Annotated in this window: 19 protein-coding genes and 2 pseudogenes; 16 read left to right on the forward strand and 5 right to left on the reverse strand. The window is 67.8% G+C overall.

From position 1 onward, the window contains the following. Window positions 1-7: 7 nt before the first annotated feature. The 5 genes from otnK to denD all read left to right on the forward strand — a co-directional run bounded on the left by otnK (window position 8) and on the right by denD (window position 5,208). Window positions 8-1,294 carry a 3-oxo-tetronate kinase gene (gene otnK, locus NP80_RS11555; protein ID WP_006409745.1) on the forward strand — a complete coding sequence of 429 codons (1,287 nt, stop codon included), beginning with the start codon at window positions 8-10 and terminating at the stop codon, window positions 1,292-1,294. Then, entirely contained in the window at window positions 1,294-1,932 is a 639-nt protein-coding gene (gene otnC / locus NP80_RS11560; RefSeq protein WP_172488720.1) for a 3-oxo-tetronate 4-phosphate decarboxylase, read from the forward strand. The genes otnK and otnC overlap by 1 nt, the downstream gene beginning before the upstream one ends. Before the next feature lie 103 nt (window positions 1,933-2,035). Continuing rightward, window positions 2,036-3,361: an MFS transporter gene (locus tag NP80_RS11565; protein ID WP_035946489.1), complete on the forward strand. Its 1,326-nt coding sequence runs from the start codon at window positions 2,036-2,038 to the stop codon at window positions 3,359-3,361. 61 nt (window positions 3,362-3,422) lie between these two features. After that, window positions 3,423-4,199 (forward strand): 2-oxo-tetronate isomerase, encoded by a 777-nt coding sequence (gene otnI / locus NP80_RS11570; protein WP_006396302.1) that lies wholly within the window; start codon window positions 3,423-3,425, stop codon window positions 4,197-4,199. 37 nt (window positions 4,200-4,236) lie between these two features. After that, window positions 4,237-5,208, forward strand: a complete 972-nt coding sequence (denD, locus tag NP80_RS11575; RefSeq protein ID WP_006409739.1) for a D-erythronate dehydrogenase — start codon at window positions 4,237-4,239, stop codon at window positions 5,206-5,208. Between the two features lie 120 nt (window positions 5,209-5,328). Here the strand turns inward: denD and NP80_RS11580 are convergent, their stop codons facing one another. Continuing rightward, entirely contained in the window at window positions 5,329-5,616 is a 288-nt protein-coding gene (locus tag NP80_RS11580; RefSeq protein WP_006409741.1) for a DUF4148 domain-containing protein, read from the reverse strand. A gap of 90 nt (window positions 5,617-5,706) precedes the next feature. On the opposite strand from NP80_RS11580, the gene NP80_RS31520 reads away from it, so the two are divergent. The 8 genes from NP80_RS31520 (at window position 5,707) to NP80_RS11620 (ending at window position 10,793) form a co-directional block, all read left to right on the forward strand. Next, window positions 5,707-6,150, forward strand: coding sequence for a hypothetical protein (locus NP80_RS31520; RefSeq protein ID WP_172488715.1), 444 nt, complete (start codon window positions 5,707-5,709; stop codon window positions 6,148-6,150). Between the two features lie 67 nt (window positions 6,151-6,217). After that, window positions 6,218-6,907, forward strand: a complete 690-nt coding sequence (locus NP80_RS11590) for an aspartyl/asparaginyl beta-hydroxylase domain-containing protein (RefSeq protein WP_035946485.1) — start codon at window positions 6,218-6,220, stop codon at window positions 6,905-6,907. A 144-nt stretch (window positions 6,908-7,051) separates the two neighbouring features. Then, window positions 7,052-7,306: a type II toxin-antitoxin system HicA family toxin gene (locus NP80_RS11595; protein ID WP_035946484.1), complete on the forward strand. Its 255-nt coding sequence runs from the start codon at window positions 7,052-7,054 to the stop codon at window positions 7,304-7,306. Then, on the forward strand, window positions 7,303-7,662 hold the full coding sequence (locus NP80_RS11600) for a type II toxin-antitoxin system HicB family antitoxin (RefSeq protein ID WP_006409751.1): 360 nt from the start codon (window positions 7,303-7,305) through the stop codon (window positions 7,660-7,662). Before NP80_RS11595 ends, NP80_RS11600 begins: the two co-directional genes overlap by 4 nt. Window positions 7,663-7,699: 37 nt before the next feature. Continuing rightward, window positions 7,700-8,548 carry a hypothetical protein gene (locus NP80_RS30800; protein ID WP_140401773.1) on the forward strand — a complete coding sequence of 283 codons (849 nt, stop codon included), beginning with the start codon at window positions 7,700-7,702 and terminating at the stop codon, window positions 8,546-8,548. 219 nt (window positions 8,549-8,767) lie between these two features. Continuing rightward, complete coding sequence (locus NP80_RS11610) at window positions 8,768-9,166, forward strand: nuclear transport factor 2 family protein (RefSeq protein ID WP_006396296.1); 399 nt, start codon at window positions 8,768-8,770, stop codon at window positions 9,164-9,166. Window positions 9,167-9,286: 120 nt separating this feature from the next. Beyond that, entirely contained in the window at window positions 9,287-9,556 is a 270-nt protein-coding gene (locus tag NP80_RS11615) for a MoaD/ThiS family protein (RefSeq protein ID WP_006396295.1), read from the forward strand. A gap of 79 nt (window positions 9,557-9,635) precedes the next feature. Then, window positions 9,636-10,793, forward strand: coding sequence for a WD40/YVTN/BNR-like repeat-containing protein (locus tag NP80_RS11620; RefSeq protein ID WP_006396294.1), 1,158 nt, complete (start codon window positions 9,636-9,638; stop codon window positions 10,791-10,793). A gap of 133 nt (window positions 10,794-10,926) precedes the next feature. Here the strand turns inward: NP80_RS11620 and NP80_RS11625 are convergent, their stop codons facing one another. From NP80_RS11625 to NP80_RS11640, 4 genes and pseudogenes are all read right to left on the reverse strand, one after another. Then, window positions 10,927-11,877, reverse strand: coding sequence for a choline ABC transporter substrate-binding protein (locus NP80_RS11625; protein WP_006409742.1), 951 nt, complete (start codon window positions 11,875-11,877; stop codon window positions 10,927-10,929). A 100-nt stretch (window positions 11,878-11,977) separates the two neighbouring features. Then, window positions 11,978-12,976, reverse strand: coding sequence for a GlxA family transcriptional regulator (locus NP80_RS11630; RefSeq protein ID WP_006396291.1), 999 nt, complete (start codon window positions 12,974-12,976; stop codon window positions 11,978-11,980). A 109-nt stretch (window positions 12,977-13,085) separates the two neighbouring features. Next, window positions 13,086-13,982, reverse strand: a complete 897-nt coding sequence (choW, locus tag NP80_RS11635; protein WP_006405970.1) for a choline ABC transporter permease subunit — start codon at window positions 13,980-13,982, stop codon at window positions 13,086-13,088. Further along, window positions 13,975-15,260: pseudogene (locus NP80_RS11640) on the reverse strand (quaternary amine ABC transporter ATP-binding protein); the annotation flags it as partial. The gene choW and the pseudogene NP80_RS11640, both read right to left, overlap by 8 nt. 447 nt (window positions 15,261-15,707) lie before the next feature. Between NP80_RS11640 and NP80_RS11645 the strand changes: the two are divergent. The 3 genes and pseudogenes from NP80_RS11645 to NP80_RS11655 all read left to right on the forward strand — a co-directional run bounded on the left by NP80_RS11645 (window position 15,708) and on the right by NP80_RS11655 (window position 20,975). Next, window positions 15,708-18,658 (forward strand): annotated as a pseudogene (locus tag NP80_RS11645) (DUF2339 domain-containing protein). Continuing rightward, window positions 18,655-20,055 (forward strand): DUF3999 domain-containing protein, encoded by a 1,401-nt coding sequence (locus tag NP80_RS11650; RefSeq protein WP_045593462.1) that lies wholly within the window; start codon window positions 18,655-18,657, stop codon window positions 20,053-20,055. The pseudogene NP80_RS11645 and the gene NP80_RS11650 overlap by 4 nt, the downstream one beginning before the upstream one ends. 269 nt (window positions 20,056-20,324) lie before the next feature. Then, a complete protein-coding gene (locus tag NP80_RS11655; RefSeq protein ID WP_006411298.1) occupies window positions 20,325-20,975 on the forward strand; it encodes an NADPH-dependent FMN reductase in 651 nt (216 codons plus the stop codon). The last annotated feature ends 170 nt before the right edge of the window (window positions 20,976-21,145 follow it).

Consider the following 21,145-nt stretch of genomic DNA (forward strand, 5'->3'; position numbering starts at 1 on the left):
CCTTGCCATGACCCCTTCCGCTTCCCGTCCCCTGCTCGGCTGCATCGCCGACGATTTCACCGGCGCGACCGATCTCGCGAACATGCTCGTCAAAAGCGGCATGCGCACCGTACAGACGATCGGTGTGCCGGCCGAGTCGGCATCGATCGACGCCGATGCGATCGTCGTCGCGCTGAAGTCGCGCACGATTCCGGCCGCCGACGCCGTCGCGCAGTCGCTCGCCGCGTACGAATGGTTGCGCGCGCAAGGGTGCCGGCAATTCTTCTTCAAATACTGCTCGACGTTCGACTCGACCGACGCCGGCAACATCGGCCCCGTCGCCGATGCGCTGCTCGACGCCGCCGGCGGCGGCTTCACGATCGCCTGCCCCGCGTTTCCGGAAAACGGCCGCACGATCTATCACGGCCACCTGTTCGTCGGCGACGTGCTGCTCAACGAATCGGGCATGGAGAACCATCCGCTCACGCCGATGAAGGATGCGAATCTCGTGCGCGTGCTGCAGCGGCAAACGCCGTCGAAGGTCGGCCTGATCCGCTACGACACGATCGCGCGCGGTGCCGCCGACGTGCGCGCCTGCATCGCGCAGCTGCGCGCCGACGGCGTGCGCATCGCGATCGCCGACGCGCTGTCGGACCGCGATCTGTATGTGCTCGGCGAAGCCTGCGCAGCGCTGCCGCTCGTCACCGGCGGCTCCGGCATCGCGCTCGGGCTGCCCGAGAACTTCCGCCGTGCCGCTGAGCTCGCCGCGCGCGACAACGCGGCATCGCTCCCGCGCATCGACGGCACGTCGACGGTGCTCGCCGGCAGCGCATCGAAGGCGACCAACGCACAGGTCGCCGCATGGCGCGCCACGCGGCCGAGCTTCCGCATCGATCCGCTCGCGGCCGCGCGCGGCGAGCCTGTCGTCGAGCAGGCGCTCGCGTTCGCGCGTTCGCATCTGCCGGAACCGGTGCTGATCTACGCGACCGCGACGCCCGACGAAGTGATGGCCGTGCAGCAGGCGCTCGGCGTCGAGGCGGCCGGCGAACTCGTCGAGCGCACGCTCGCCGCGATCGCGCACGGCCTGCGCGCACTCGGCGTGCGCAAGTTCGTCGTCGCGGGCGGCGAGACGTCCGGCGCCGTCGTGCAGGCGCTCGGCGTGAAGTCGCTGCAGATCGGCGCGCAGATCGATCCGGGCGTGCCGGCAACGGCGACCATCGACACCGAGCCGCTCGGCCTCGCGCTGAAGTCCGGCAATTTCGGCGCGGTGGACTTTTTCGACAAGGCGCTGCGCGCGCTCGACGGAGCCGCATGATGAGCATCGAAGCGAAGCTGCGCGAAGAAATCTGCGTGGTCGGCGCGAGCCTGTACGCGCGCGGTCATGCGGTCGGCAGTGCGGGCAACATCAGTGCGCGGCTGCCCGACGGCTGGCTCATCACGCCGACCGATGCGTGCCTCGGCCGGCTCGATCCGAACGACATCGCGAAGGTCGATCTGAACGGGCAGGCCGTGTCGGGCGGCAAGCCGTCGAAGACGCTGACGCTGCATCGCGGCATCTATGCGCGCAACGCCGAAGCGAACGGCATCGTCCACACGCATTCGACGCACCTCGTCGCGCTGACGCTCGCGGGCGTGTGGCGCGACAGCGACGTGCTGCCGCCGATCACGCCGTACTACGTGATGAAGGTCGGCCACATTCCGCTGATCCGCTACCGCCGCCCGGGCGACCCCGACGTCGCGGCCGAAGTCGCGGCGCTCGCCGACCGCGTGCGCGGTGTCCTGCTCGATCGGCTCGGCCCGGTGATGTGGGGGCCGTCGGTGTCGCACGCGTCGTACGCGCTCGAAGAACTCGAGGAAACCGCGCGGCTGTGGCTCATGACGAACCCGAAGCCCGAGCCGCTGCCCGATGCGGCGCTCGACGAACTGCGCGCCGCGTTCGGCGCGCGCTGGTAGCACGCGAATCTCACGCCCGCCGTGTGCGCGGGCCCTTCCGTCAGCACACACCTACGACCGGCAGCGTACGCGCCGCCGGCACTCGCCACCTTTGGAGACGACGATGACTGCACTCGACGCGGCTGCGGGCCGCTCGCCCGCCGCGGCCGCCAGCCCGGCCGAACTCGACCTGACCTACAAGAAAGTGTTCTGGCGCATCGTGCCGTTCCTGATGCTCTGCTACGTGGTCGCGTATCTCGATCGCGTCAACGTCGGCTTCGCGAAGCTGCAGATGTCGCAGGACCTCGCCTTCAGCGAAACGGTGTTCGGCCTCGGCGCCGGCATCTTTTTCCTCGGCTACTTCCTGTTCGAGCTGCCGAGCAACATGCTGATGCACCGGATCGGCGCGCGCATCTGGATCGCGCGGATCATGATCACGTGGGGGCTGCTGTCCGCCATGTTCGCGTTCGTGAAAACGCCGACGCAGTTCTACGTGCTGCGCTTCCTGCTCGGTCTCGCCGAAGCGGGCTTCTATCCGGGCGTGATCCTCTATCTGACGTACTGGTTCCCGTCGCACCGCCGCGCGAAGATCATCGCGGTGTTCATGTCGGCGATTCCGGTGTCGGGCATCTTCGGCAACCCGCTGTCGGGCTGGATCATGGAGGCGTTCCACGGCGGCTCGGGCTTCCACGGCTGGCAGTGGATGTTCATGATCGAAGCCGTGCCGGCCGTGCTGGTCGGCATCGCGACGATCCTTTATCTCGACAACAATATTCGCAGCGCGAAGTGGCTGAACGAGCGCGAAAAGCAGCTCCTCGAAGACGAGATCGCCGCGCAGCCGCAGGAGCAGCAGAAGCAGGGCCATTCGCTGAAGGCCGTGTTCGCCGACCCGCGCATGTGGTGGATGTCGCTGATCTACTTCGCGTTCGTCACCGGCCAGTACGGGCTCACGTTCTGGATGCCGACGCTCGTCAAGTCCACCGGCATCACCGACACGCTGCAGGTCGGCCTGCTGTCCGCGATTCCGTTCGTCGTCGCGATCGTCGTGATGAACCTGTTCGGCCACAGCGCGGACAAGCGCCGCGAGCGCCGCTGGCACCTGATCGTGCCGGCGCTGATGGGCGCCGCCGGCTTTGCGGTCGCCGCGTCGTACTCGCACAACACGGCGGTGTCGATCGTGTTCCTGTCGATCGCGGCGGGCGGCGTGCTGACCTGCGCACCGCTGTTCTGGTCGCTGCCCACCGCGTTCCTCGCGGGCAGCGCGGCCGCCGCCGGCATCGCGATCATCAACTCGGTCGGCAACCTCGCCGGCTTCGCGAGCCCGTACGTGATCGGCTATCTGAAAGACCTCACGCACAGCACGTCGTCGGGCATGTACGTGCTCGCCGCGATGCTCGTGATCGGCGCGTTCGCCGTGTGGCTCACGCCCGCGAAACTCGTGAACCGCTGATCGGCTACCGTTCGATGCGGGGCGTCACGCCCCGCCCCATTCATTCACAGGATCCGCTGCCATGCCACGCTTCGCCGCCAATCTCTCGATGATGTACAACGAGCACGCGTTCCTCGAACGCTTCGCCGCCGCCGCGTACGACGGCTTCAAGGCCGTCGAGTACCTGTTCCCGTACGACTTCGCGGCCGAGGACATCCGCGCGCGCCTCGACGCGCACGGCCTCGAGCAGGCACTGTTCAACGCGCCGCCCGGCGACTGGGCGGCCGGCGAGCGCGGCATCGCATCGCTGCCGGGCCGCGAGGACGAGTTCCGGCGCGGGATCGACCGTGCGCTCGACTACGCGCGCGTGCTCGGCAACAAGAAGCTGCACGTGATGGCCGGCCTCGTCGCGCCCGGCGCCGATCGGGCGCGCCATCGCGACACGTACGTCGCCAATCTGCGTCACGCGGCGCAGGCGGCGGCCGCGCACGGCATCACGGTGCTGATCGAGCCGATCAACCAGCGCGACATGCCCGGCTATTTCCTGAGCCGCCAGGATGACGCGCATGCGATCCGCGCGGAAGTCGGCGCGCCGAACCTGAAGGTGCAGTTCGACTGCTACCACTGCCAGATCGTCGAAGGCGATCTCGCGATGAAGCTCAAGCGCGACTTCGCGGGCATCGGCCACATCCAGATCGCGGGCGTGCCCGAGCGGCACGAACCGGATCTCGGCGAACTGAACTATCCGTATCTGTTCGAGCTGATCGACGCGCTCGGCTACGACGGCTGGATCGGCTGCGAATATCGGCCGAAGGCCGGCACGTCGGCCGGCCTCGGCTGGCTCAAACCGTACCTGTAATTCGCGTATCTGACGTATTCCTGCGAGGGCAACCAATATGAAAGTACTGATCACCGGCGGCGCCGGCTTTCTCGGCCAGCGGCTCGCGCGCAAGCTGCTCGAGCGCGGCGAACTGACCGGCCCCGACGGCCGGCCTGAAAAGCTCGACGAGCTGGTGCTGCTCGACGTCGTCGCCGGCAGCGACTTCGGCGACGCGCGCGTGACGTCGATCGTCGGCGACATCGCCGATCGCGCCGTGCTCGAGCGCGCGATCGACGCGCAAACGGGCGCGATCTTCCATCTCGCGGCGATCGTCAGCGGGCAAGCCGAAGCCGACTTCGATCTCGGCATGCGCATCAACCTCGATGCGTCGCGCACGTTGCTCGAAGTGTGCCGCGCGCGCGGGCATCGGCCGCGTGTCGTGTTCACGAGCTCGGTCGCGGTGTACGGCGGCACGCTGCCGGACGTCGTGCAGGACGATACCGCGCTGAATCCGCAATCGTCGTACGGCACGCAGAAGGCGATCGCCGAGCTGCTGCTGTGCGACTACGCGCGACGCGGGTTCGTCGACGGCCGCGTGCTGCGCCTGCCGACCATCAGCGTGCGGCCCGGCCGGCCGAACGCGGCGGCTTCGTCGTTCGCGAGCGGGATCATTCGCGAGCCGCTGAACGGCGAGGAAAGCGTCTGCCCGGTGCCGGGTTCGACGCGGCTGTGGCTGCTGTCGCCGCGCGCAGCGATCGACGCGCTCGTCGCCGGTTGCGAGCTCGATGCCGCGCAGCTCGGCAGCAAGCGCGTGATCAACCTGCCCGGCATTTCGGTGTCGGTCGACGAGATGATCGCGGCGCTGCGCGAAGTGGCCGGCGACGAAGTCGTGAAGCGGATCCGTCATGTGCCGGACGAGCGCGTCGAGAAGATCGTCGGCAGCTGGCCCGGCCGCTGGGACACAACGCGCGCGCATGCACTCGGTTTGAAAGGCGATGCATCGTTCGCGGACGTGATTCGCAGCTATATCGACGACGAACGGCGCTAAAGGCGTGGCGCTTCGGCGCCGTGGTGCGCGGTGCGAGGCGCGACGCGCATGCGCGTCGCGCACATCGCGCGCGGCCGCGACATGCCGACGGCCGATACGCAGCCCGCACACACGAACGCGCTAGTTCGTCATCCGTGCGGGCGCGCCGACACCGTCGTCGGCCGACGCGGCGATCCGTCGTTGCGTCTCGGCCTGGGCCTGCGCCTGAACCGCGAGCTTCGCCTCGGCCGCCTGAATATCGGCGGGATACGTACCGTCGTCGCCTCTCGACGGATCGTAGCCGGCCGCTTCGAGACGCATCAGTTCGTCGCGTACCTGTGCGCGCGTCAACGGCGCGGTCGGCTGCGCGAAGGCGGACTGAACGACGACGGCAGCCGTCGTCGTCAAGAGGGCGATCAAGGTTTTCATCGTGAGCTCCTCAGTTTTTGCGCGACGCGCATCCGCTCGGGAATGCGCGCCTCATATGCGCACGCGCGGCATCAACTGCCGAAGTAAAGCGTGCAGAAACTTTCGGGACCGACACACGCCGCCGGCCGCTTGCCCGACGGCAGCGCAGAAGGCCCGCCCGCTTCCGATGCCGCAGCCGCATCAGCGCCGATTGCCGTATCGCCGTTCGCTTCCGGCATCGGCCTGATCGGCGCCATCGACTGCACGCCATCCGCGTCGCGCGCGAGCTGCGCGACCTGCATACGCATCGGCGACTGCGCGCGCGCCGGCATCGCCCCACTCGCGATCGCGCTGGCCGCGACGAGCGCGACGATCCATCCATCCGTGTTCATGTTCCACTCCTTCAGAAGTCGACGAGACGACGTGCTGCACCCGTACGACGACGGAGCGTGGCCGTTTATTCCCGCGCCGCACGATCGGCGCGCACGACGCGGTGCCGCCCCCTTTTTGCGTTGCGGCGCGCGGCCGCTGTCATTCATTCGTCAGCCGGCGTAACCTGACGTAACCGTCCCCTTGCGCGTCTGGGGCAGACTGACGGCACTTCGTGGAGCGCCGCTCGAACATGTCCGTTGCCTACGACTACGCCGCCGGCCTGCTGCGCCGGCTATACGACCGTCACATCGACGGCGGCGCGGTGCTCGACGCGTCCGCCTTCCCCGACGCCGACCGTTTCGTGCACGCGTGGCGCGCGATCCGCGCGGAAGCGCTCGCGGTCGCGCGCGACCTGCCGCGCATTCCGCGCTTCCACGAGATCATGCGAGAGCAGCACGACATCTCGGCCAACGATGCGCGCGACTGGCGGATGTTCATCATGCAGGCGTACGGGCAGCCGTTTCCGCGCAACCTGTCGCGCTGCCCGACCGTCGCGTCGATCGTCGCGACGTCGCCGGACGTGCTGTCCGCGTCGCTGTCGTTCCTCGCGCCGGGCAAGCACATTCCGCCGCATCGCGGGCCGTTTCGCGGGATCCTGCGCGGCTATCTGGTGTTGTCGATGCCCCGTCGCGCGGACGGCACGCCGGCCGCCGTGCTGAAGGTCGACGGCCGCGAATACCGGCTCGACGAAGGCCGCTTCCTGCTGTGGGACGACACGTTCGAGCACGAGGTATGGAACGACAGCGACGACGTGCGGATCGTGCTGCTGCTCGACATCCGCCGGCGCGACACGCCGCGCATGCTGAGGTGGTTGTCGAATGCGGTGATCGGTATCGTGCGGCTCGGGATACGGCTGCGTGGCGGGTCGATTCCGGTGTAGCGTGTTGTGGCGGCGCGCGAGTGGCAGCGGCCGGCGGACTCGGGCTAGACAGCGGCGGAGCCGGCGTCCTGTCCCAATTGTCCAAAGCTCCGACGATATCATTTTCTGATAGCATTTGATATCAGAATCTGCTATCATTTGGGCATGAAAACCAAGCACGCCCGCACGCTCACCGCGATCTACACGAAGCCGACTTTGGGTGGCATCGTGTTCGCGGATATCGAAACTTTGATTGTCGCGCTGGGCGGCAGCATTCACGAAGGCGCCGGGTCGCGCATCGCCTTCGAGCTGAACGGGACGCGCCGATACCTGCATCGCCCGCATCCTGGCAAAGAGGCGAAGCGCTATCAGGTCGAAGATGTGCGCGACTGGTTCAACGAATTGGGGATAAAGCCATGACCAACGCAATGACGTACAAGGGCTATTACGCCCGCGTCGACTTCGACGGCCGCGACAATATTTTTGTCGGGCACGTGCTCGGCATCGCCGACAAGATCAGCTTTCACGGTGAGACGGTGGCCGAGTTGACGCAAGATTTTCATGCGGCCGTCGATCACTATCTCGAAGAATGCGCCCGCATGGGTCGGGCGCCGCAAAAGCCTGCGTCTGGAAAACTGATGCTACGCCTCAACCCCGAAACGCATGCGGCCGTCGGTGTGGCCGCCGCCGTTGCAGGTGCCAGCGTGAATCAATGGTCGGAAGAGGTATTGGGACGTGCGGCTCGCGAAGTACTTGAGCGTGCCGCGCACGCCTGAGCGTGCCCATTGAAGACTTCCGCATCGGATTGCCACGGTGGCGACATTGAATAGCGTCGCGACTACCCCCGACCGCTACACGAAGTTGTTGGGAGAATACGATGCGATGCTCGACTATGCGTGCGCTATGTCTGATCGCTTGGCGGACCACCGCATAGGCGCCAGGCATCTAGCGTATGCCGAGACCATTTTTACCAAACTCGTTTGTCATGGCGTAAGCCTGAAAAAGCTCTGTCCGACACTCTCGCCTTCGCATGAACTTTGGGACATTGGCGCAATTTGTGCCGTTGCGCGCACACTAATCGAGGCGTTCGACGCGCTGGCATATATCAGCCTACAGCCAGTACTTCCCGCGCAGCGAGAACTGCGGCTTCTGGCATGGGAGCTGCATAGTCATGAGCGGCGCTTGGTGATGTTGGATGGTATTGGGGCGAGTGGTCCGGAGGTAGAAGCGGTCCGAACGGCGGCAAATAGCCTACGCGAAGCAGTTATGGCTCATGCGCTATATACCGAACTGCCCAGCGGTGCAAAGAAGCGTATCGAGTCACGTGATGCACCCGACATGCTTCTTAGCCAAAGGGAATTGAACTCCTCGTGCGGCGTCTGTCATGATTTTTATGCGGTCGTGACCAGATTTCTCTCACAGTACGTGCATACGCACCCATTGGCGCTGAATCAACTGGCGTTGACCCACGCCGGGGATCCGGGGGCGTTGCACCTGATCGCACTGGCTGTGCAATACGCGACGGCTTTCCTCGCAAAAGCCATAGAAGGGATGGGCTCGCTCTGGCCGGACATACGCGTCGACATGTCGGAAGATTTAGAGCGCGCCTACGTTGTATGGTTGAGAGTTGTGCAAAAAGGCGTGAAAGGAATCACGCTGTGACCGGCAACATCGTTGCCAATTATTGAAATTCCTTGGATACCGGAACTTCTGACTCGGGAATCGGCTGCCTCCGGTCCTTGTTCGCACCCGGTGAGCAGTAGAACAGGTTCCGGAAATTGCCCCCGTCACTTCGCACTCTTCAACGAAACCACGTGCAGCCTGCACGCCCGCTGCACCCCGAACGCAGCATTGCTCGTCGACACACAACGGAGAACACGAATGGCCCCGTCGCCCGATTCCACCTACGCGCGCCAGATCGACACCTATCTGCAAGCGCTCGAACGCGGCGACGTCGCCGCAATCTGCGCGCTGTTCGCGCCCGATGCGCAGATTCATTCGCCGTTTCTCGGCTGGATGGCGCCCGCGCCGTTCTTCGAGAAGGTCGCGGCGGCGTCCGGGCAGAGCCGCATCACGCCGATCGACATCTGCGTAAGCACCACCGGCGCCCGTCGCGCGACAGGCTATTTCGTCTATGACTGGGGACTGAAGGACGGCTCGGTCGTCACGTTCGAATGCGTCGACGTGTTCGAATTCGACGAAGCCGGGTTGATCGAGCGGATGAAGATCGTCTACGACACGCATCCGGTGCGCGGCGCGGTCGGCGACAAGTACGCGTAAGCTGACGCCCGCGGCCCGCGTGCGATGCTGCATCGCAATGCGGTCGCGCCAAAACGATCGCCTACACTACAGAACCGGCGCAACCATCGCTCCGTCCGCCCCACTTTCCGGTGTCCCGCCATGGCGCATCTGTTTTTCGCCGCGTCGATCCAGCGGCATATCGAGACGCCCGAGCGCGACGTCGACGCGCATTCGCTCGGCGAAGCGCTCGACGCGGTGTTCCGCGAGCAGCCGCGACTGCGCGGCTATATCGTCGACGATCAAGGCGCGCTGCGTAAGCATCTCGCCGTGTTCATCGACGGCCGGCCGATCCGCGACCGGCAGCGGCTGTCCGACGCGCTCGCCGCAGACAGCCGCGTGTACGTCGTGCAGGCGCTGTCGGGCGGCTGACGTCCGCCGCGCAGAACGAACGACGAAACGAACGACGCGGCGCCGCCATGCAGCGCGCGCCGGTGAACAGGAGACATCGATGAACGACCGTTTGCTTGTCGCGACCCGCAAGGGCCTGTTCGTGCTGCATGCGGACGGCAGCGGCCGCTGGACGCTCGGCGATCCGCACTTCGCCGGCGAACCGGTCGGCATGACGCTTGCCGATCCGCGCGACGGCACGCTCTATGCGGCACTCAATCTCGGTCACTTCGGCGTCAAGCTGCATCGTCGCCGTGCTGGTGCGGCCGAGTGGGAAGAATGCGCGGTGCCCGTCTATCCGCCGCAGCCGGCCGACGCACCGCGCCCGAACGGCGATGCGCACGCGAGCGCCGCCGCCGATCCGGACGGCAACGCCGCATCGCCCGCGCCCCCGCAGCCGCCGTGGACGCTTCAGCAGATCTGGTCGCTCGAAGCCGGCGGCGCCGACGAACCGGGCGTGCTGTGGGCTGGCACGATTCCCGGCGGCCTGTTCCGCTCCGACAACGGCGGCGACTCGTGGGTGCTGAACCGCGCGCTGTGGGACCGCCCCGAGCGCCCCGAATGGTTCGGCGGCGGCTACGACGCGCCGGGCATTCATTCGGTGATGGTCGACCCGCGCGACAGCCGCCACGTGACGGTCGGCATTTCGTGCGGCGGCGTCTGGCAGACCGACGATGGCGGCGCGAGCTGGCGCGTCACCGCAGACGGGATGGAAGCCGACTACATGCCGCCCGAGCGGCGCGGTGAACCGAACGTGCAGGACCCGCACCGCGTCGTCCAGTGCGCGGCCGCGCCCGACGTGCTGTGGGCGCAGCATCACTGCGCGATCTTCCGCTCGACCGACGGCGGTGCGCGCTGGCAGCGCATCGAAGCGCAGCCGTCGAGCTTCGGCTTCGCCGTCGCCGTGCATCCGCGCGATCCGGACACGGCGTGGTTCGTGCCGGCCGTCAAGGATGCGTGCCGGATTCCGGTGAACGGCGAATTCGTCGTCACCCGTACGCGCGACGGCGGCCGCAGTTTCGAGCGACTGTCGAACGGCCTGCCGCCCGCACCCGCGTACGATCTCGTGTACCGGCACGGACTCGCGGTCGACGATTCAGGCACACGGCTCGCGATGGCGTCGACCACCGGCGCGCTATGGACGTCCGACGACGGCGGCGATCGCTGGCAACTGGTGTCCGCGCATTTGCCGCCGGTCTATTGCGTGCGGTTCGCGTGACTGCGGCGAAGACGTAGCGCCGCGCGCGATTGTCCCGACGAAAAACCCCCCGCGCAGGCGGCGTCGGCCGCCATACTCGCGGGGGTATCGCGCGGCCGCCGCCCGGCGATGCCCGAGCAGCAGCGCGCGCCGCTTACTGCACGCCGAGATAGGCCTTCACGGCCGGCAGGCCGGGCTTGCCGTCGATCGTCGTCACGCCGGCGAGCCACTTGTCGAGCGACTGCGGATTCGCCTTCAGCCATTCCTTCGCGGCCTTGTTCGGGTCTTCCTTGTTCATGATCGGCACCATCACGTGGTTCTCGATCGACGTCGTGAACTGCAGGTTCGACACGAACTTCGCGACGTTCGGGCAGCGCTGCGCATAGTCGGGCGGCGTGGCCGTCAGCACCTTCGCCTCGCCGTAGTTCGGGCCGAACACGTCGTCGCCGCCGGTCAGATAGTCGATCTTCATCTGCACGTTCATCGGGTGCGGCTCCCAGCCGAGGAACACGATCCACTGCTTGTCGCGGATCGCGCGATTCACCTCGACGAGCATCCCCGCCTCGCTCGACTCGACGAGCTTGAACTTGCCGAGGCCGAACTGGTTCGTGTCGATCATCTTCTTGATCAGCGCGTTGCCGTCGTTGCCCGGCTCGATGCCGTAGATCTTGCCGTTCAGCTTGTCCGCGTATTTCTGGATGTCCTGGAACGACTTCAGGCCGCCCTGATAGACGTAGTCGGGCACCGCGAGCGTGTATTTCGCGCCGGTCAGGTTCGGCGTCGCGAGCACCTTGATCGTGCCGGCCTTCGTGAACGGCTGGATGATCGGGTCCATCGTCGGCGACCAGTAGCCGAGGAACACGTCGATCTGTTTGCTCTTGATCCCCGCGAACGTGATCGGCACCGACGCGATCGTCTTCGTCGGGTTGTAGCCGAGACCTTGCAGCATCGTCGACGCGAGGCCCGTGGTCGCCGCAATGTCGGACCAGCCGACGTCCGCGAACCGGACGTTCTTGCACACCGGCGGATCGGCCGCGTAGACGGCCGACACCGGCGCGGCGGCGATCCCGACGCCACATGCCGCTGCGATCAATAGGCGCTTCATCTGTCTTCTCCTCAATGTGATGCTGTTTGCACGAGTGCGGGATCGTTGATGGACACCGCGCGCCGCGATCCCGGCGGCGTCGCGGATGGTGTTGAAGCCGTCAGCGGCCGGGCAGCCGGCGCTCGTAGCTCGGCGCGTGGCCGAACTGCGCGCGATAGGCCTTGCTGAAGTGACACGGCGAATGAAAGCCGCACACGGTCGTCACGCGCGCGATCGACGCGTCGGTCGTGCGCAGCAGATCGCGCGCGCGCTTCAATCGCAGCGTCAGGTAATAGTGCGTCGGCGACACGTTCAGATACACCTTGAACATGCGCTGCAGATGCCGCTGCGACAGCCGCACGAGCCGCGCGAGCTCCTCGAGCGACAGCGGTTCCTCGATGTTCGCCTCCATCAGCCGCACGACCTCGATCAACTCCGCGCGCGAAAAGCCGACGCGCGCATCGACCGGAATCGGCTGCGTATCGGTCGAGCTGCGGATGCGTTCGAGGATGAACTGCTCGGACACCTGCGCGGCGAGCTGCTGCCCGAAGCGCATGCCGACGAGGTTCAGCATCAGGTCGAGCGGCGCGGTGCCGCCGGTGCAGGTGAGCCGGTCGCGATCGACGACGAACAGCTCGTCCGCGAAGCCGACCTGCGGAAACTCGGTATGCAGCGCCGACAGGTTTTCCCAGTGCACGGTGCAGCGGTAGCCGTCGAGCAGCCCGCTCGACATCAACGCATAGGCGCCGGTGCAGATGCCGCCGAGCGGCAGCCCGCGTTCGGCGAGCGCGGCGAGCGTGTCGCGCGCGACGTCGTCGACGACGTCGCGGATGCGAATGCCGCCGCACACGATCATCACGTCGGGCAGGCGCGTGTAGTCGAGCGCCTGCGTGGGCCGCACCGCGATGCCGTTGCTCGCGTGCACGGGCGCGCCGTCGAGCGAATAGATCGACCAGCGATAGTGGTCTTCGCGCGCGACGTAGTTCGCCATCCGCAGCACTTCGACCGCGCTCGAGAACGCGATCATCGAGAAGTTCGGCAGCGTCAGGAAACCGAAGTGTGCGAGGGACGAAACCGGTGAAACGCAGGCGGCGGGCGCGACAGCGGCGGCGGACGTCACATCGCTCTCCTATCGAGAGGTTGCACGAAACCTGCCCCGCGGCGCGAACCGCGGGAGCAGGAACTGGACGAGGGAGAGGCGGCGGGACGAGGCGCCCGCCGCCGGGCGATCAGGCCTGCGCGGGCGCGGCCTTCACGCGAAACAGCTGCTTGAGTCCGGCGAACAGCGGTGCCCGCGCGGCGCCCGGCGCACGGCCGAAGCTTTCGGTGATGCGGTCGAGAATGATCGCGAGCAGCACGACCGACAGACCGCTTTCGAAGCCGAGGCCGATATCCAGGCGCTGGATGCTCGCGAGCACGTCGTTGCCGAGGCCGCCCGCGCCGACCATCGACGCGATGATCACCATCGACAGCGCCATCATGATCGTCTGGTTCACGCCCTGCATGATCGACGGCAGCGCGTTCGGGAACTGCACTTTGTACAGCAGCTGCCACGGCGTGCAGCCGAATGCCTGGCCGGCTTCGACGATCTCGCGGTTCACGTGGCGGATGCCGAGGCTCGTCAGACGCACGGCGGGCGGCATCGCGAAGATCACCGTCGACAGGATCCCCGGCACGCGGCCGAGACCGAACAGCATCGCGGCCGGAATCAGATAGACGAAGGCGGGCATCGTCTGCATCAGGTCGAGGATCGGCCGCACGATGGCGGCGACCCACTTGCTCTTCGCGGCCCAGATGCCGAGCGGAATGCCGAGCACGAGGCTGATGATCGTCGACGACAGCGTGAGGCCCAGCGTGATCACCGTCTGATCCCAGAAGCCGGTCGCGAAGATCAGCAGCAGCGACAAGGTGGTGAACAGCGCGAAGCGCCAGCCCACGCGCCACAGCCCGATGCCGATGAAGAACGCCATCATCAGCCACATCGGCACGGCCTGCAGGCCGTGCTCGATCAGTGCGGCCAGCCCTTCGATCGCGCGACCGATCGCATCGAACGTCGCGGCATCATGGTCGAGCAGGTAATGAACGGACTGGTCGACCCAACTACCGAGCGGAATCATTTCAGACATGGGAGCCTCGCGAACGCGTGATGGCCTTCAGGATGAGCGCGCGGTCGACCGAACCGCAGTAGCAGCCGTCGTCGTCGACGACGGGCAACGCGTTCGGGCTCGCGACCACGCGCGCGACGACGTGCTCGAGCGACGCGTCGCGGCGGATGCTTTCGATCGGACGCAGCGCCGGCGTCGTGCTGCCGATCGCGTCGCGCGTGACGAAGCCGCGGATCTTGCGTTCGGCGTCGAGCACGAATGCGTATTCGGCGCTGCCGTTCAGCGATGCGGCGACGTTGGCCGCGTCGAACTTCGACACGAGCGGCACCGCGCCCGTCTGCATCAAGTCGCCGGCCGTCAGGTAGCGGCTGGTGTCGATGCCGTCGAAGAACGCGCGTACGTAGTCGTCGGCCGGGTTCGCGATGATGTCCTGCGGCGTGCCGACCTGCACGAGCCGGCCGCCTTCCATGATCGCGATGCGGTTGCCGATGCGCAGCGCTTCCTCGAGATCGTGCGACACGAACATGATCGTGCGGCGCTGTTCCTTCTGCAGCTGAAGCAGCACGTCCTGCATTTCGCGGCGCTTGAGCGGATCGAGCGCGGAGAACGCCTCGTCCATGATCATCAGCGACGGGTTCACGGCCAGTGCGCGGGCGAGGCCCACGCGCTGCTGCATCCCGCCCGACAGCTCGGACGGCAGCTTGTGCGAGAACGGTGCGAGGCCGACCTGCTCGAGCACCTCCATCGCGCGCCGTTCGCGCTCCTTCTTCGCCATGCCGGCGACCTCGAGGCCGAACGCGGCGTTCGACAGCACGGTGCGGTGCGGCATCAGCGCGAACGACTGGAACACCATGCTCATGTCCTTGCGGCGCAGCGCGGTGAGCGCCGAGCGGCGCGCCGACGCGACGTCGAGCCCGTCGACGAGCACCTTGCCGGCGCTCGGATCGACCAGCCGGTTCACGAGGCGGATCAGCGTGGATTTGCCGGAGCCGGACAGGCCCATCAGCACGAAAATTTCGCCTTCCTGCACGTCGAACGATACGTTATGCACGCCGACAACCTGGCCCGTGCGCTTCAATACCTCGTCCTTCGTCGCACCGGCAGCGAGCATGTCGAGCGCCTGCTGCGGGTTGCTTCCAAACACCTTGCACAGACCTTCGACTACGACCTTGGGGGCATCCATCGAAACCTTCTCCTCGTGTAGCGGGGACTCACGCGTGTCACAGCGTGCCTACATAGTTGCCAGAAAAAACCCGGGCCTGCCGACGAATTACGACAAACGCTTGCGCAAATACGACACGGCCCGCGGCCGCGCCGCGCCTCGCGCCACACGGCGCGGCATCCGATTGCGGCGATGCAAAACGCGCTGCGCCAGCAGCGACGGGCGATCGCGTACGCGCTTGTGCGCAGCAACGCACGATTCGTCTGACGACGTTTTGCGACAAGCGCGTTCGCCTGCGCGTCGCTTTACGACAATTTCACGTCCGATCGGCCGCATCCGCGGATAAAAGCATGACCGTGCAAAAAGGCCGCGCGCGCGTCGCGGCCAACGCGGCAATTGCGGGCGGCCGCTGTGATACATTCCGGGCAAACCCGCAGCCCGCCATGACGGCGCGATCGCCGCGACACAACGATCGCGCACACACGACACCGCATGCCGGTTCGCCTGCCGGCTGCAGCATACCGCCTCGATCCGCACGCGTAGCGATCGAAGGACGATAACGATATGAGAGAGGGAACTAGGCGATGAACTGGGCCTTTGCCGCAATCGGCTTCATCGTGGGCGGCATCGCCGCCCTGATCGAGAACGTGTCGCTCGAAACGGGCGCGCTGCTCGGCGCGGCCGCCGGCTTCTATCTGGGTCACCTGCTGAAACGACGCGGTCGCGACGATCGCGCCGCCGCTGCGCCGGAGCACTCCGGCGCGCACGACGCGCAACCGGCTGCCGCGACGCTCGCCGAGCGCGTCGCGCGCCTCGAAGCGACCGTCGATACGCTCACGCGGGAGCTCACGTCGTTGCGCGCGCAACTTGCCGGTGCGAAGACGGGCGCGCCATTGGAGAGCTACGAAGATGCGGCGCCGGCCGGGTCGTCCGCTGCATCGCCTTCCGAAGCGGACGACGTCGCACCGGTCTCGCCGTCGCCGGCCATCGCCGCGACGCCGGTCACCGCCGCCGTGCAAAGCACCCGCGCGCAAACCGTTGCGCACGCACCCGCTCCTGCCTCTGCCCCAGCTACCGGGAGTGCCGCAACGCCGCCCGATCGCACCGGCGCCACGCCGACGCCTCGCGAACCGGGCCTCGCCGCCCGCGCGCTCCGGGCCGCGCGCGAGTGGCTGTTCGGCGGCAATACGGTCGTGCGCGTCGGGATCGTCGTGCTGTTCTTCGGCGTCGCGTTCCTGCTGAAGTACGCGGCCGACAACGATCTGCTGCCGATCGAATTCCGCCTCGCCGGCACCGCGCTCGCCGCGACCGTGCTGCTCGCGCTCGGCTGGCGGCTGCGCGCACGTCGCGCCGCTTACGGGCTCGTGCTGCAGGGCGGCGGCGTCGGCCTGCTGTATCTCACCGTGTTCGCCGCGACGAAGCGCTACGAGCTGCTGCCCGTCGGCGCCGCCTTTGCGGTGATGGTCGCGATCTGCGCGCTGAGCGCGTTCCTCGCGATCCGGCAGAACGCCATGTCGCTCGCGACGATGGGCAGCGCGGGCGGCTTTCTCGCGCCCGTGCTGCTGTCGACCGGGCACGGCAGCCATGTCGCGCTGTTCGGCTACTACGCGCTGCTGAACGCCGGCATCTTCGCGATCGCATGGTTCAAGGCGTGGCGTCCGCTGAACCTGCTCGGCTTCGTGTTCACGTTCACGATCGGCTCCCTATGGGGCGCGATGTCGTACCGCCCCGCGCTCTTCGCCAGCACCGAGCCGTTTCTCGTGCTGTTCTTCCTCATGTATGTCGGCATCGCGTTGCTGTATGCGGTGCGGCGCGAACTTGCGCTGCGGCACTACGTGGACGGCACGCTCGTGTTCGGCACGCCGCTCGTCACGACCGCGCTGCAGGCGGCGCTCGTCGCGGACGTTCCGTTCGCGCTCGCGTGGAGCGCCGTCGCGTTGTCGGCGTTCTACATCGCGGTTGCCGCATGGCTCGCGCCGCGGCGCGCACGGCTCGGGCTGCTGTTCGAATCGATGCTCGCGCTCGCCGTGATCTTCGCGACGCTCGCGGTGCCGCTCGCGTTCTCCGGCCCGACGACGAGTTCCGCCTGGGCGCTCGAAGGTGCGGCGCTCGTCTGGCTCGCGGTACGCGAGAAGCGCATCGTGCGGTTCGGCTTCGGCCTGCTGATGCAGCTCGCGGCAGCCGGCGCGCTGTGCGTGGGCCTGCTCGTCCGCGACGATGGCGCCGCGCTGCCCGTGCTGAACAGCGTGTATGTCGCCATGCTGCTGATCGCGCTCGCCGGCGTGTTCACCGGCTGGTGGCTGCACGGTCGCGACGATGCGCGTGCGTGGCACGCGTGGATGCCGGCGATCGGCATCGCGGCGGCCGCATGGGGACTGCTGTGGTGGATCGGCGGCGGCGTGCATGAGATCCTCGCGTACGCCGCGCGCCGCATCGCGATCGCTTCGTCGTCGACGCGATCGTGCTGTTCGCGGCCGGCACGGCATCGCTCGCGCATATTCTCCGCCGCCGGCTCGCATGGCCGATCGCCGAATGGCCCGCACTCGCGCTCGCGCCGGCCCTCGCGTTGCTGGCGGTGTACGCGTACGCGCTGTACGAAGCGCCGCTGTCCGGGATCGGCGCACTCGCGTGGCCGATCGCCGCGATCGCATGCTACGTGCTGCTGTGGCGCCAGTCGCGCAGCACGGTGAACGGCGATCCGGCCACCGCCTCGGCGCCCGATCGCATCGTGCGCGCGCAGACGTTTGCGATCGCGCCGCTGCATACGCTGATGTTCTGGACGCTGTGCGGACTATGCGCGCTGGAAGGGTTCTGGCGCCTGCGCGCGTTCGTGCCCGAAGGCGCATGGAGCTGGAGCGCGTGGGCATACGGCTTCGGTGCGCTGCTGCTGCTCGTCGCCGGGCCCGGCGCGCGGCTGCGCTGGCCGGTTGCCGCTTTTGCGCACGCCTATCAGATCGGCGGCGCCGCGCCGCTCGCCGCGCTGCTGTGGCTCTGGAGCATCGCGAGCGTGACGAGCGACGGCGACGCCGCGCCGCTGTTCTGGCTGCCGCTGCTCAATCCGCTCGACGTCGCGCAAGGCGTCGCGTTTGCGGCGGTCGCCGTATGGCTGCACCGGCTGACGGCGCTCGGCATCGCGTGGCGCTCACGCGCAGTCGACTATGCGATCGGGGCGACCGTATTCCTGTGGTTCAACGCGCTGCTGCTGCGCACGCTGCATCACTGGACCGGCGTGCGCTACGCGCCCGGCCCGATGGTCGAGTCGATGCGCGTGCAGGCCTCGGTCTCCGTGTACTGGACGCTCTGCGCGCTCGCGACGATGATCTGGGCGACGCGCCGCGGACGGCGCGCGCTCTGGTTCGTCGGCGCGGCGCTGCTCGCGCTGACGGTCGTCAAACTGTTCGTGTTCGATCTGTCGCACGTGACCGGCATCGAACGCATCGTGTCGTTCATCGGCATCGGCGTGCTGCTGCTGTTGATCGGCTATTTCTCGCCGCTGCCGCCGAAGGCCGCGGCCCATCGGGAAGACACGCGATGAAACCGTTCGCCGCCCTGCTTGCGCTGAGTCTGTCGACGTCGTTCGCGACGGCCGACGCCGCGACGCCCGCCGAACGCGTCGCACAACGGTTTGCGCTCGACCTCGACGGCAGCGCCGCGTACTACCAGCTCACCGTGCCGCAAGCCGTCTATGCGGCGAGCCGGCGTGACGATCTCGGTGACGTGCGCGTGTTCAACGGCGCGGACGAGCCCGTCCCGTACGCGCTCGACGCACGCGCGGCCGCGGCGCCGGCCGCGCCGCCGTCGCGGGCGCCGGTGCACTGGTTCGCGCTGCCGCCCTCGCGCACGGCGCGCGACAACGCGCCGCTCGGCGTGTCGGTCGGCCCCGACGGCGCGCTGCGCGCGGCCCTCGCGGCGCCGGCGCCCGCGAAGCGCGGGGGCGATCTGGTCGATCTGTCGCATGCGGACGGCGAGCCCGATGCGTTGCTCGTGCATCTGCGCGACGACAGCTATCAGGGGCGCGTCGCCGTCGATGCGAGCGACGATCTGCGCACATGGCGTCCGCTCGGCGAGACGCAACTGCTGAAGGTCGGCACTGGCGCGGATCTCCTCGTGCAGGAGCGCATCGCGCTCGACGGCGCGCGGCCGCGCTATCTGCGGCTCAACTGGCTCGACGGCGCGCCGGAGATCGCGTCGATCGACGTCGAAACGCGCCCGTCCGATCCGTCCGCGACGGATGCCGCGGCGGTGCCGCGCCAATGGCGCAACGCGGTGCGCGTGCAGGCCGACGACGTGCGCGGCGCGTACCGCTTCGATACCGACGGCGCGTATCCGATCGACCGCGTGCGCATCGATCTGCCGCAGCCGAACACCGTCGCGCGCGCCACGCTGCAAAGCCGCGCGACGCCGCAGGCACCCTGGCGCGACGTCGCGACTGCCGTGCTGTTCCGGCTGCAGCGCAACGGCGGCGAGCAGCGCAATCCGCCGCTGACGTTCGCCGCGAACACCGATCGCGCATGGCGGCTCGTCGTCGACATGCGCAACGGCGGGCTCGGCGGCGGGCAACCGACGATTGCGGTCGGCTGGCATCCTGCGGTACTGACGTTCGTCGCGCGCGGCGCGCCGCCGTTTACGCTCGGCGTCGGCAATGCGTCGCTCGCGTCGACCGCCGCGACGCGCGACGCGCTGCTGGTCGGGCTCGCACCGGAAGTCCGGCCCGCGCGCGTCGGCGCGGCGCTGCCGGTGGCCGAACCGCCGCCGGCACCGGTCGATATCGATACCGACGCGACACGCCGCTACGTGCTATGGGGTGCGCTGGCGGTCGCGGTTGCGATGCTCGGCGCGATCGCATGGCGTCTCGCACGCGGCACCGGCACCGGCACCGGCACCGGCGACGACAGCCGCGACAGCAGCGATATTCGCGACGGCGGCAACTAGCGCGACGGACGAAAAAAAGCCCCGCCTGCATCCGCGCGGCGGGGCCAACCCATGTCAGTCGAGACATCATGGAGGAGACGGTTTCATCATATCGACGGCGCCGCGCCGGCCCAACCAAGCATTTCTGCTATCGTTCTGCGCCGCACTGCACACGCCGCGTCGGCATATCGATAGAACGAAAAGTCGTTTTCACAGTGGCGACGCGGTCGTTACCATGCAGTTTTAAGCCTGTGCTTAGCCGGGCAAGCCATTCCCGAGAGGAGCGCCCCTTGACTGCATTCGATCAACATCGCCGGCCGTTCGTCGTCGGCATCGGCGGGACCACCCGCGCCGCGTCGTCGACCGAGCGCGCGCTGTCGTTCGCGCTGCGCGGCGCGCAGGCGGCCGGCGCGCGTACGCGCCTGTTCGACGGCCCGTTCCTGCATACGCTGCCCCACTACGCGCCCGAACAGAACACGCTGACCGACGCGCAGCGCGAACTGATCGACGCCGTGCGCGAGGCCGACGCGATCATCATCGCGACGCCCGGCTATCACGGCGGCGTATCCGGTCTCGTGAAAAACGCGCTCGACACGCTCGAGGAACTGCGCGGCGACGCGCGGCCCTACCTCGACGGACGCGCGGTCGGCCTGATCGTCACGGCGTACGGCTGGCAGGCGGCCGGCACCGTGCTCACGTCGCTGCGCTCGATCGTCCATGCGCTGCGCGGCTGGCCGACGCCGTTCGGCGCAACCGTGAACACGCTCGAGACGCGCTTCGACAGCGCGGACAGCTGCTCGGACCCGAAGGTGGTCGCCCAGCTCGAAACCGTCGGCGCGCAAGCGGCCGAATTCGCGCTCGCGTTCGCTTCGCATCGCGCCGCCACGCATGCGGCATCGGTCGACGCGCTCGCGCCCGTGCTGAAGATCGCGAACCAGTAACCGCCCGTTCTCTGCGCCGCCCGCGCCCGGCCGACGTTCGCCGCGCGCGGGCGGCGCGTTTTCGGACGCGCGCCGCGCGCGTTGCACGCGCGGATGCGGTCGTCCGATGCCGTGCAGCGATAACGATCGCGCGCGGCGCATGATTAGCATTGGCCGAAAGATTGGTTCAC

It is taken from the genome of Burkholderia multivorans ATCC BAA-247, assembly GCF_000959525.1.
GTDB classification, from domain to species: Bacteria; Pseudomonadota; Gammaproteobacteria; order Burkholderiales; family Burkholderiaceae; genus Burkholderia; species Burkholderia multivorans.

Excerpts from the sequence above, each read along its gene's own strand:
- otnK (WP_006409745.1), top strand. The coding sequence starts at position 8 with ATGACCCCTTCCGCTTCCCGTCCCCTGCTCGGCTGCATCGCCGACGAT.
- otnC (WP_172488720.1), top strand. The coding sequence starts at position 1,294 with ATGAGCATCGAAGCGAAGCTGCGCGAAGAAATCTGCGTGGTCGGCGCG.
- NP80_RS11565 (WP_035946489.1), top strand. The coding sequence starts at position 2,036 with ATGACTGCACTCGACGCGGCTGCGGGCCGCTCGCCCGCCGCGGCCGCC.
- otnI (WP_006396302.1), top strand. The coding sequence starts at position 3,423 with ATGCCACGCTTCGCCGCCAATCTCTCGATGATGTACAACGAGCACGCG.
- denD (WP_006409739.1), top strand. The coding sequence starts at position 4,237 with ATGAAAGTACTGATCACCGGCGGCGCCGGCTTTCTCGGCCAGCGGCTC.
- NP80_RS11580 (WP_006409741.1), bottom strand. The coding sequence starts at position 5,616 with ATGAAAACCTTGATCGCCCTCTTGACGACGACGGCTGCCGTCGTCGTT.
- NP80_RS11590 (WP_035946485.1), top strand. The coding sequence starts at position 6,218 with ATGTCCGTTGCCTACGACTACGCCGCCGGCCTGCTGCGCCGGCTATAC.
- NP80_RS11595 (WP_035946484.1), top strand. The coding sequence starts at position 7,052 with ATGAAAACCAAGCACGCCCGCACGCTCACCGCGATCTACACGAAGCCG.
- NP80_RS11600 (WP_006409751.1), top strand. The coding sequence starts at position 7,303 with ATGACCAACGCAATGACGTACAAGGGCTATTACGCCCGCGTCGACTTC.
- NP80_RS11610 (WP_006396296.1), top strand. The coding sequence starts at position 8,768 with ATGGCCCCGTCGCCCGATTCCACCTACGCGCGCCAGATCGACACCTAT.
- NP80_RS11615 (WP_006396295.1), top strand. The coding sequence starts at position 9,287 with ATGGCGCATCTGTTTTTCGCCGCGTCGATCCAGCGGCATATCGAGACG.
- NP80_RS11620 (WP_006396294.1), top strand. The coding sequence starts at position 9,636 with ATGAACGACCGTTTGCTTGTCGCGACCCGCAAGGGCCTGTTCGTGCTG.
- NP80_RS11625 (WP_006409742.1), bottom strand. The coding sequence starts at position 11,877 with ATGAAGCGCCTATTGATCGCAGCGGCATGTGGCGTCGGGATCGCCGCC.
- choW (WP_006405970.1), bottom strand. The coding sequence starts at position 13,982 with ATGTCTGAAATGATTCCGCTCGGTAGTTGGGTCGACCAGTCCGTTCAT.
- NP80_RS11650 (WP_045593462.1), top strand. The coding sequence starts at position 18,655 with ATGAAACCGTTCGCCGCCCTGCTTGCGCTGAGTCTGTCGACGTCGTTC.